Origin of the sequence: Pseudorhodoplanes sp., from assembly GCF_035565855.1 — a bacterium.
In the GTDB taxonomy this organism is placed as follows: domain Bacteria; phylum Pseudomonadota; class Alphaproteobacteria; order Rhizobiales; family Xanthobacteraceae; genus Pseudorhodoplanes.
The window spans coordinates 1-7,849 of sequence record NZ_DATMRX010000160.1 but is presented as its reverse complement, the minus strand read 5'-3'; the positions used below and the strand labels follow the sequence as shown (position 1 = coordinate 7,849).

Genomic DNA, 7,849 nt, shown 5'->3' with positions numbered 1-7,849 from the left:
GGAGGGACGGGAAGCACCGAGTTCGCGATGCCGATAGATCCCGACAAACTCCTCGCCATTCGCATCCCCGACAAAGAACAGCGCTACAGCGAAAAGGACGCCATGCTTTATGCGCTTGGCGTCGGTCTCGGCCACGACCCGATCAACGAGCAGCAACTCGCCTTCGTTTACGAAAAGAATCTGAAAGTGCTGCCGACTTTTCCGGTGGTGCTCGGCTTCGATCCGTTTCTGCTGCGCGATCTCGGCATCGGCATCAATTTCGAGATGACCGTGCATGGCGAGGAGCATCTCGTCCTGCACCGGCCGCTCCCGACGTCCGGCATTATTGTCGCGCGGCAGCGCTTCGTCGATGTCATCGACAAGGGCGCCGGGAAGGGCGCGCTGCTCCTCATGGAGCGCACGATTTCCGACAAGGCGACGGGTGCGTTGCTCGCCACCATGCGGGAGACGGTGTTCTGCAGAGCCGATGGCGGCTTCAGCGGGACGACGCGTCCCTCGCCGCCGGTTCATCCGGTTCCCGATCGCGCACCGGATATCGTCTGCGATCTGCCGACGCGGCCGGACATGGCGCTGATCTATCGGCTTTCCGCAGATACCAATCCTCTGCATGCCGATCCAGAGATGGCGCGCGCCGCGGGCTTCCCCCGGCCCATCCTGCACGGCCTTGGCAGCTTCGGTGTCGCGGCCCACGCGCTCCTGCGCAGTGTCTGCGACTACGATCCGGCGCGGATGCGGTCCATCGGCGGCCGGTTTTCGGCGCCGGTCTTTCCCGGCGAAACCATTCGCACCGAGATGTGGCGAGACGGGCCCGTCGTCAGCTTCCGCGCGCGTGTGCTCGAACGCGATGCGGTTGCGATCAACAATGGGCGCGCGGAGGTGACCTGATGCGTGACGACGACGGCGATCTCGCTGCGATCCGCGAGAGCGTGCGCGCCTTGTGCGCGGACTTTCCGGGCGAGTATTGGCGTGCCCTCGACCGCGAACGGGCCTATCCGACCGCGTTCGTCGAGGCGCTCACCAAGGCCGGTTTTCTCGCCGCGCTGATCCCCGAGGAGTATGGCGGCAGCGGACTTTCCATGCGCGCGGCCGCGGCGATCATGGAGGAGATCCAGGCGTCGGGCTGCAACGGCGCGGCCTGTCATGCCCAGATGTACACGATGGGCACGCTGCTGCGGCATGGCAGCGACGAGCAGAAGAAAAAATATCTACCCGCCATCGCGCGTGACGAATTGCGCTTGCAGGCCTTCGGCGTCACCGAACCCACTTCGGGCACCGATACGCTGTCGCTGCGCACCACGGCGATACGCGACGGCGACGATTATGTCGTCAACGGCCAGAAGATCTGGACCTCGCGCGCGGAATATTCCGACCTGATGCTGCTGCTTGCGCGAACCACGCTGCGCGACAAGGTGCAGAAGCGAACCGACGGGCTGTCGGTGCTGCTGGTCGATATGCGTGCGGTTCGCGGCAAGGGCCTCGAAATTCGCCCGATCCGCACCATGATGAATCACGCCACCACGGAAGTGTTCTTCGACAATATGCGCGTGCCGGCCTCGTCCCTGATCGGCGAAGAGGGCAAGGGCTTCCGCTACATCCTCTCCGGCATGAATGCCGAGCGCATCCTGATCGCTGCCGAATGCATCGGCGATGCGAAATGGTTCATCGCCAGGGCATCGGCCTATGCGAAGGATCGCAACGTGTTCGGCCGGCCGATCGGTCAGAACCAGGGCGTGCAGTTCCCGATCGCGCGCGCCTATGCGCAGATGCGCGCCGCCGAATTGATGGTGCGCGAAGCCGCCGAACGCTACGAAAGCGGCTCCGATATTGGCGAGGAGGCCAACATGGCGAAGCTTCTCGCGGCCGACGCCTCGTGGGCGGCTGCCGATATGTGCGTGCAGACATTCGGCGGTTTTGGCTTCGCCGAGGAATACGACGTCGAGCGCAAGTTCCGGGAGACGCGCCTCTATCAGGTGGCGCCGATCTCGACGAACCTCATCCTGTCCTATATTGCCGAGCATGTGCTCGGCCTGCCGCGCTCGTATTGATGTCCCTGACCATGGCTGAAACCGCTACCGACATCATCCGCCTGCTTGGACTGCAGCCGCATCCAGAGGGCGGGTATTATCGCGAGACGTTCCGCGACAGCCGAACGGACCACAACGGCCGCGCCTGTTCGACCGCGATCTATTTCCTGCTGGCGCGGGGTGATCGCTCACACTGGCACAGGGTCGATGCGGTCGAAACCTGGCATTGGCACGCTGGTGCGCCGCTGAAGCTCGAGATTCACGACAACGGCATGCGCAATACGTTGATGCTGGGCTCCGATCTTGCCGCCGGGCAGCGGCCGCAAGGCATTGTGCCGATGGGTGCGTGGCAGGCGGCGGAATCGCTCGGCGACTGGACGCTGGTCGGCTGCACGGTCGCGCCCGGCTTCGAGTTTTCCGGTTTTGAACTGGCACCGAAGGGCTGGACGCCGGATTGAAGGCTACGCGCTGGTGCGGAGCGCTTCGCGGTAGACGCGCGGGCCGTAATGGCTGAGCCGCGGCCGGATCAGCCGCAACGCCGGCAGCAGGATGGCCCCGGCGATCGCGGCTTGCAGCGCCAGATAGCCCCAATGCAACGCGAGCGGTGAGACCGTTGTGATCTGGGCAAGTGGCGCAACACTCGCGATCGCCGACGCGGCGAGGTGACCGATCCCCCAGGCGATGCCGGACATGACGATCCAGGTCAGGAGGCCGGATGCGGCGCGCCGCAGGGTGATGGCTTCCGCAACGCCGATGACAAGGCCGTAGACCATACCCGATATGGCGACCGGCATGGTCACGAGGGCGGTCGCCTGCAGATTCGCGGCGGTCGCGCGCGTCAGCCCCTGCAGGGCTTCAGGCTCCGGAGGCAGGATGAACAGGCTGACGGCGGCAATCGTCAGGCACCATATCGGCATCGAGAACCGTGCAAGCTTCTCGCGCAAGACGACGCCCCGCATGAAGCCGAATGTCAGGCCATAGACCAGCGCCACGATCACCGGCGCTGCCGCTGTTAACTGAGCGGACAGGTGAGACAGGTCGATGGATGGCAGCGATATGTAAGAAGGGTCGAGAGATGGCAGCCGCGACGACGCCTCCGCCAGGGCCGCGATGGCTGCGGAGCACAAAATTTGCGCCGTCGGATAGGCGACAAGCCAGCGCTTCGTTGCGCCCGAGGGGAAACGTGCGTCAGGAATGACGTAAGAATAGGCCATGCACTTCTCCGCACGATCGCCACCGGTATGGGTCGTGCCCGGCCTGGCGCCGGTTCAATGCATCGACGCAGCGGCACATTCTACGCGCGACGATGACCGGACATGAAACCAATTAAGCGTGAGAACAAAACGCAGCGACACACGCGAGCTGCTTTTCGAAGCAGCCGGCGGCCGGTGATACGCAACCAGCAGGACTGATACAGAGACCGCTACGCCAACAAAGCCTTATAACGTGACCCCGAACTCCACGATGTGAGCGGGCTCACATTCAGGCCATGTATTGACCGCCATTGGCGGTGAGCGTCGATCCGGTAATGAAGCCTGATTCGTCCGAAGCAAGAAAGACCACACATCGTGCGATTTCTTCCGGCTCTCCAAGCCGTCCCGCCGGAATATGCGGCAGGATGCTCTTCTCCAGGACATCCTGGGGCACGGCCTTCACCATCTCGGTTGCGATATAGCCGGGGCAAATCGCATTCACGGTGATGCCGCTCTTTGCGCCTTCCTGCGCCAGGGCCTTGGTGAAGCCGATGTCGCCGGCCTTCGCAGCCGAATAATTCACCTGCCCCATCTGGCCTTTCTGGCCGTTGATCGACGATATGTTGATGATCCGGCCGAATTTGCGCGCCCGCATGCCCTCGATGACATGACGCGTCATGTTGAACAGCGAGCCGAGATTGGTGTTGATGACCGCATTCCATTGCTCTGGCGTCATGCGGTGGAACATGGTGTCGCGGGTGATGCCGGCGTTGTTCACCAGCACTTCGACCGGGCCAAGGTCGGCTTCGACCTGCTTGATTCCGGCGCCGCAGGCCTCGAAATTCGATACGTCCCATTTGTACACCGGGATACCGGTGGCAGTCTTGAATTTCTGCGCGGCCTCATCGTTGCCACCGTAATTCGCTGCGACCTTGTAGCCGGCGTTCTTAAGTGCCTTGGAGATCGCTTCACCGATCCCGCGTGTCCCACCCGTCACCAATGCAACACGCGCCATGGTCTCCCCCGTTTATGTCCAGGCGATCCTTTCGCCGGAACGACTACACTAGAGACGTAAATGGCCGGGGCAAGCCCCGGCCATGACTTGAGTCAAGCAGTCGCAGGAGAGCGCTGCGACGGAAGTTGCGCCCGTTACGGCCGCTCCACGCACATCGCGATGCCCATGCCGCCGCCGATGCACAAAGTGGCCAAGCCCTTCTTCGCATTGCGCTTCTGCATCTCGTGAAGCAGCGTGACCAGGACGCGGCCACCGGATGCACCGATCGGGTGACCGATGGCAATCGCGCCGCCATTGACGTTGACCTTGGCGGGATCCCAGCCGAGATCCTTGTTGACCGCGCAGGCCTGCGCGGCGAACGCCTCGTTGGCCTCGATCAGGTCGAGGTCCTCGATCTTCCAGCCGGCCTTCTTGAGTGCGGCGCGCGAAGCCGGGATCGGACCCGTTCCCATGATCGAGGGGTCGACGCCGGCATGGGCCCAGGACGCGATCCGGGCGAGGATCGGACGCCCGCTCTTCTGCGCTTCCGAGGCCTTCATCAGCACCACCGCGGCGGCGCCGTCGTTGATGCCCGAGGCATTGGCCGCGGTCACGGTGCCTTCCTTGTCGAAAGCCGGCCGTAGCTTCGCGATCGAGTCCAGGGTCACGCCGGCCTTCGGATATTCGTCGGTGTCGACGACGATATCGCCCTTGCGCGTCTTCACGGTGACGGGTGCGATCTCGTCCTTGAACTTGCCGGCTTTCATCGCAGCTTCGGCCTTGTTCTGGGAGCCGACCGCGAATTCATCCTGCTGCTGGCGGGTGATCTGCCACTGCTTGGCGACGTTCTCGGCCGTGGTCCCCATGTGATAGCCGTTAAAGGCATCCCACAGGCCGTCCTTGATCATCGTATCGACCATGGCGAAGTCGCCCATTTTCACGCCAGAGCGCAGATGGGCGCAATGCGGGGCCATGCTCATGGATTCCTGGCCGCCGGCAACGACGATGTCGGAATCGCCGTTGAGGATCGCCTGGTAGCCCAGCGCGACGGCGCGCAGGCCCGATCCGCAGAGCTGATTGACACCCCAGGCCGGGCTTTCGACCGGGATTCCCGCGGCGATCGACGCCTGGCGAGCTGGATTCTGCCCCTGACCGGCGGTCAGGATCTGGCCCATGATGACTTCGGAAACCTGCTGTCCCTCAACCCCGGCGCGCTCCAGCGCTGCCGCGATCGCGACCTTGCCGAGTTCGTGCGCCGGAAGGTTTGCAAAAGCTCCGTTGAAAGCGCCGACCGGTGTCCGGGCCGCGCCAACGATGACGATATCGTCCTGCATAGTGAGCTCCCTGTCTTCTGGCACCGCAGATAGCATGGCGCGGGCCGCGGCAAAACCTTCGCGGCCATGCGAAACGGCCGGATGCGACCCCCACAAAACGGTGGCTCCGCCGGTTGAAACCGCTTATTTTGATCCCACCGGCCCAGATCCCGGGTCTCAGCGGGCGCCACAAGCGACATCATGGCAAAATCCGACGACCCCATCACGATCAAGAAATACGCCAACCGGCGGCTCTACAATACCGGGACCAGCACCTATGTGACGCTGGAAGACCTGGCGACCATGGTGAAGAACGGCGAAAATTTCGTCGTTTACGATGCAAAGACGTCGGAAGACATCACACGCTCGGTCCTCGCCCAGATCATCTTCGAACAGGAAAACAAGGAAGGTCAGAATCTCCTTCCGATCAATTTCCTGCGCCAGTTGATCCGCTTCTACGGCGACTCCATGCAGATGATGGTGCCGCGCTATCTCGAAGTGTCGCTGGAATCGTTCACGCGCGAGCAGGAAAAGCTGCGGCAGCAGATGGCGCAGGCTTTCGGCGTCGGTGTCGGCGGGGCGAGCCCGTTCGGTCCGATGGAGGATCAGGTTCGCCGCAATATGGAAATGTTCGAGAAGGCCTTCTCGATGTTCTCGCCATTTCCGTTGCGCGACGCGGCTTCCGGCGGGGAAAAGGCCGAGCCGGAAAAGCCCGCAACGTCTTCCGAAGATATCGATGCCCTGAAGCGTCAGATCGACGAGATGCAAAAGCGCATCGACAAGATCAGCGACAAGGGCTGATCGCGGCCGGCGAAGCCGGACTTTGCAATGCGGCGCTGCGCAAGTGCGGTCCTTCGGGACGCTCGAGCCGCGCAAGTCCGATATGCTCGCCTTGCAGATAATCGCAGCCCCAGCTGGCGAGCGTTTGCGCCGACTGCTCGTCCTGCACCCATTCGGCGACCGTCTTCAGTTTCAGACCCTGCGCAAGATCGATCATGGTTCGCACGAAAGTGCGATCGTCTTCGGATCGCATCATGTTCTGGACGAAGGCGCCGTCGATCTTGATCAGATCGACACCGAGCTTGCGCAGGTTGCGGAACGAGGTGTAGCCGGCGCCGAAATCGTCGATGGCAATGCGGGCGCCGAGGTCCTTCACGCGCCGCACGAAGCCGCGGGCATTGTCGATATCGTGTATCGCCGTGGTCTCGGTGATCTCCACGATCAGCCGCTCCGCCACATCCGCGTGCATTCTCAACAGGGATTCGAGGCGTGACCACCAGTCGGGATCGGTGGTCGAGGATGCCGAGACGTTGAGGCTGGCGCGAAGCGCCGGATGCGCCGCCATTTCCTTGATCGCAAGGTCGAGCACGCGCTGATCGAGGAGACGCGCCAGCCCGAGCCTTTCGGCGATCGGAACGATTTCGCTTGCCGGGATCAGCGAGCCGTCGACGTTCCGGATGCGCAACAGGCATTCGTAGAACGCGATGTTGCGGGTCTTTGCATCCACAACAGGCTCGTAGGCCAGCAGGATGCGCCGCTCGTTCAGCGCGGTGACGATCTTGTCGGTCGCCCGGATATTGGCGCGGCGCGTGGCCTCGCGTTCGACATTAGGCTGATAGGCGAGAAACGAACCTGGCCGCTTTTCTCTCGCGCGTTCGAGGGTTTCCTGAGCGCGGGCCAGAATCTCGTCGACATTCGACGCGTGGCGCGGAGCGATCACGCCGCCGATGGTGGCGGTGACGGACACCGGCCCGGCCGTCGTCATCACGATATCGTTGCGGACGGCGGCGAGGAAGCGATGGGCGGCAACGCCGATTTCCTGGGGCGTGCAGGATTTCAGGATGATGCCGAACTTGTTGCCCGAAAAGCGGCCAAGGGCGTCGAGCCCGCGCATGCGGCTTCGCAGGCGTTTGGCGACGACGCTGATCACCTCGTCGGCGACATCATAGCCATAGCCTTCATTGATCCGGCCAAGGTTGTCGACCGCGACGAGCAGAAAGCCGCAGGACGTTTGCGCGACGATTGCCTCTTGCAGGGTTTGGGCAAGTTGCTGGGTGAGGTGCGAACGGTTGATCTCGCCGGTGAGCGGATCAAAGCGCGACAGATAAGTGAGCTGCTCCTCGCGCTCGTGACGATCGTTGATCATGCGGATCACGCCATGGGCCCAGCATGGCTTTCCATCCGCTCCGGCAAACCAACGCCCGGTATCCTCGAGCCACAATTTCGGCATTCGCGGGCCGGAGCGCAGCGCGTACTGAACCTGGTACGGCACGCCGGCGCCCTGATCGGCCTCGGTCGAGCCGACGATTGCATCGAAGCGGGTTT

General features: G+C 63.0%; 8 protein-coding genes. 4 read left to right on the top strand and 4 right to left on the bottom strand.

The annotated features are described in order from the left end of the window. The 3 genes from VN004_RS08835 to VN004_RS08825 form a co-directional block, all read left to right on the top strand. A partial coding sequence (locus tag VN004_RS08835; protein ID WP_325609055.1) for a MaoC/PaaZ C-terminal domain-containing protein occupies positions 1 to 885 on the top strand: 885 nt, incomplete at its 5' end. After that, positions 885 to 2,045 carry an acyl-CoA dehydrogenase family protein gene (locus VN004_RS08830; protein ID WP_325609053.1) on the top strand — a complete coding sequence of 387 codons (1,161 nt, stop codon included), beginning with the start codon at positions 885 to 887 and terminating at the stop codon, positions 2,043 to 2,045. The genes VN004_RS08835 and VN004_RS08830, both read left to right, overlap by 1 nt. 11 nt (positions 2,046 to 2,056) lie before the next feature. Continuing rightward, positions 2,057 to 2,482, top strand: a complete 426-nt coding sequence (locus VN004_RS08825) for a cupin domain-containing protein (protein ID WP_325609050.1) — start codon at positions 2,057 to 2,059, stop codon at positions 2,480 to 2,482. Positions 2,483 to 2,485: 3 nt separating this feature from the next. Here the strand turns inward: VN004_RS08825 and VN004_RS08820 are convergent, their stop codons facing one another. From VN004_RS08820 to VN004_RS08810, 3 genes are all read right to left on the bottom strand, one after another. Next, positions 2,486 to 3,238, bottom strand: a complete 753-nt coding sequence (locus VN004_RS08820) for a hypothetical protein (protein ID WP_325609048.1) — start codon at positions 3,236 to 3,238, stop codon at positions 2,486 to 2,488. 268 nt (positions 3,239 to 3,506) lie between these two features. After that, entirely contained in the window at positions 3,507 to 4,232 is a 726-nt protein-coding gene (locus tag VN004_RS08815) for a beta-ketoacyl-ACP reductase (RefSeq protein WP_325609046.1), read from the bottom strand. 134 nt (positions 4,233 to 4,366) lie between these two features. Further along, a complete protein-coding gene (locus VN004_RS08810) occupies positions 4,367 to 5,545 on the bottom strand; it encodes an acetyl-CoA C-acetyltransferase (protein WP_325609044.1) in 1,179 nt (392 codons plus the stop codon). A 180-nt stretch (positions 5,546 to 5,725) separates the two neighbouring features. Here VN004_RS08810 and phaR point away from each other — a divergent pair, with 180 nt between their 5' ends. Beyond that, positions 5,726 to 6,325 (top strand): polyhydroxyalkanoate synthesis repressor PhaR, encoded by a 600-nt coding sequence (gene phaR, locus VN004_RS08805; RefSeq protein ID WP_325609042.1) that lies wholly within the window; start codon positions 5,726 to 5,728, stop codon positions 6,323 to 6,325. Here phaR and VN004_RS08800 read toward each other — a convergent pair. Further along, positions 6,309 to 7,849, bottom strand: a 1,541-nt coding sequence (locus VN004_RS08800) for a bifunctional diguanylate cyclase/phosphodiesterase (RefSeq protein WP_325609040.1), incomplete at its 5' end; no start/stop codon positions are given. The genes phaR and VN004_RS08800 overlap by 17 nt on opposite strands.

What these genes read in the sequence shown, in the direction of transcription:
- VN004_RS08830 (WP_325609053.1), top strand. Translation starts at nt 885, where the DNA reads ATGCGTGACGACGACGGCGATCTCGCTGCGATCCGCGAGAGCGTGCGC.
- phaR (WP_325609042.1), top strand. Translation starts at nt 5,726, where the DNA reads ATGGCAAAATCCGACGACCCCATCACGATCAAGAAATACGCCAACCGG.
- VN004_RS08820 (WP_325609048.1), bottom strand. Translation starts at nt 3,238, where the DNA reads ATGGCCTATTCTTACGTCATTCCTGACGCACGTTTCCCCTCGGGCGCA.
- VN004_RS08815 (WP_325609046.1), bottom strand. Translation starts at nt 4,232, where the DNA reads ATGGCGCGTGTTGCATTGGTGACGGGTGGGACACGCGGGATCGGTGAA.
- VN004_RS08810 (WP_325609044.1), bottom strand. Translation starts at nt 5,545, where the DNA reads ATGCAGGACGATATCGTCATCGTTGGCGCGGCCCGGACACCGGTCGGC.
- VN004_RS08825 (WP_325609050.1), top strand. Translation starts at nt 2,057, where the DNA reads ATGGCTGAAACCGCTACCGACATCATCCGCCTGCTTGGACTGCAGCCG.